This window comes from Kineococcus vitellinus, from assembly GCF_009906315.1.
Classification (GTDB): domain Bacteria; phylum Actinomycetota; class Actinomycetes; order Actinomycetales; family Kineococcaceae; genus Kineococcus; species Kineococcus vitellinus.
On record NZ_JAAALL010000471.1, the window covers coordinates 1 to 2,118 of the forward strand.

At 79.7% G+C, this 2,118-nt stretch carries 1 protein-coding gene; it reads left to right on the forward strand.

Annotation, left to right across the window (positions count from 1 at the left end; genetic code table 11):
- Positions 1-2,019, forward strand: a 2,019-nt coding sequence (locus tag GTQ99_RS22550; RefSeq protein WP_205708053.1) for a LuxR family transcriptional regulator, incomplete at its 5' end; no start/stop codon positions are given.
- Between the last annotated feature and the right edge of the window lie 99 nt (positions 2,020-2,118).

The window sequence follows — 2,118 nt, forward strand, 5'->3', positions numbered from 1 at the left end:
GCGCACCCGCCTCCAGGGCCGGCCGGCGCTCCCGCCCCGGAGCGGCGGCCGGCCCTGGAGGCGGGTGCGCGGCGTCGCCTCCTGCGGGAGGCGTGCGGCAACCCGCTGGCGCTGCGCGAGCTGTCCACGGCCCTGCGCAGCCGCGGCCCCGACGAGCGCATCCCCTCCAGCGCACCGCTGCCCACCACCCGTCGCCTGGCGGCGGCGTTCCTGTCGGAGGTGGCCGAGCTGCCGGAGGGCAGCCGCAGGCTGCTGCTGCTGGCCGCCGCGGGCGAGGAGGCGCGCGTGCCCGAGCTGCTGGCGGCCGGGCGCCGGCTGGGGCTGGCGCCGCGCGACCTGGACGCGCTGGACCGGGCGGGCCTGGTGACCGTCGTCCGGGACCGCCTGCAGCTGCGCCACCCGCTGCTGCGCTCGGCCGTCCTCGGCGCCGCGTCCACGCTCGAGCGGGCCGAGGCCCACCGCGTCCTGGCCGCCGCGCTGGGCGACAGCGGCCGGGCGGCGTGGCACCGCGCGGCGGCCACCCTCGAGCGCGACGAGCCCGTGGCCGCCGAGCTGGAGAGCGCCGCGCAGCGGGCCGCCGAGCGCGGGGCGCGGGCGGAGGCGGCCACCGCGCTGCACCGCGCCGCCGAGCTGTCCGAGCGCGTCGACGACCGGGTGCGGCGCCTCGTGCAGGCGGCGGAGCTGGCCCGGCAGGCGGGGGACCTGGAGCAGGCCGAGCACGTGCTCGCCGAGGCGGTCGCGCTGCCGATGTCGCCGCGGCGGCGCTTCGAGTGGGCGCAGGCGCAGGACCTGGTGAGCACGTACCGGGGCAGGGAGCACGACAGCACCGCCGAGCACCTGGCCTACGCGCGGGCGCTGGGCGGGCCCGGCGGCCACGAGCACCCCGAGGAGCGCACCGACGTGCTGGTCGCCGCCGCCTTCCACGTCAGCAACCGGGTCGGCGACCACGTCGACGCCGACTCCCCGCAGGAGCCGGCGCTGCGGCGCACCGTCCACGACGCCCTCGCGGCGGTGGACCTGGGGCGCTGGGACGCCGCCCAGCAGCTGGGGCTGGCGGTGCTCGACCCGCTCGCGCACGCGGCGGCGGTGCGCCCCCTGCTGCCCGGGCTGCTGTCCGGTGCGCCCGGGCGCCACCCGCTGTTCCTGCTCACGCTCGCGCAGGCGGCCGAGCTGCTGCAGGACCTCGCCACGGCGCGCCGGGTCCGGACGGCGGCGGCCGACGTGCTGCGGCGGCAGGGTTCCCCCGGCGACGTCGTCCAGGCGCTGAGCGGGCTGGCGCTCCTGGAGGTCGTCTGCGGCCAGCTGCCCGAGGCCGCCACCCACGCCGAGCAGGCGCAGCGCACCGCCCTCGACCTCGGTCTCCCGCTCGTCGCGGCGCTGGCCGGGGCCAGCACCGCGCAGGTGCACCTGGCGGCCGGCCGCACGGCGCAGGCCGCCGCGGCGCTGCGGCACTGCCACCAGCTGCTGAACGCCGCGGGGGTCGCGCGCCCGCCCGCGGGAGTGGCGTGGGCGGCGGGGCTGCTGGCCCTGCACGAGCAGCGCCACCGCGATGCCCTGCACGAGCTGCGGGGCACCTCCCGGCACCCCGTCTTCGAGCAGTGGGCCGTCGCCGACCTCACCGAGGCCGCCGTCCGCTGCGGCGAACCCGCAGCGGCCCTGCCGGTCCTCGCCCGGGTGGAGCGGGCCGCCCGCCTGCTGGGATCGCCGCACCTGCAGGCCCTGGCGCACCGCAGCCGCGCGCTGCTGGACGACGGACCCTCGGCCCACGGGCACTACGAGGCGTCCCTGGCGGCCGGCGTGGACGCCGGTGTCCCGCTGGAGCAGGCCCGCACCCACCTGCTCCACGGCGAGCGGCTGCGCCGGGACCGGCGGGTGCGCGAAGCGCGCGAGCACCTCACCACCGCGCTGCACGCCTTCGAGGCGGCCGGCGCCGGCGCCGGGCCCCTGGCCGAGCGCGCCGGCGCCGAGCTGCGCGCCGCCGGCACCGTGCCCCTCAGAAGGTGTTGCGTTACCTGTTGATCACTGAGGGTCGGTCTTCGCCTCGTCCTTGAGGGTGCCGTCCTCGGTGAGACGGCGAGCCGCTTCGATCTCGATCGGACCGCGCGGCTTCACGTCTTG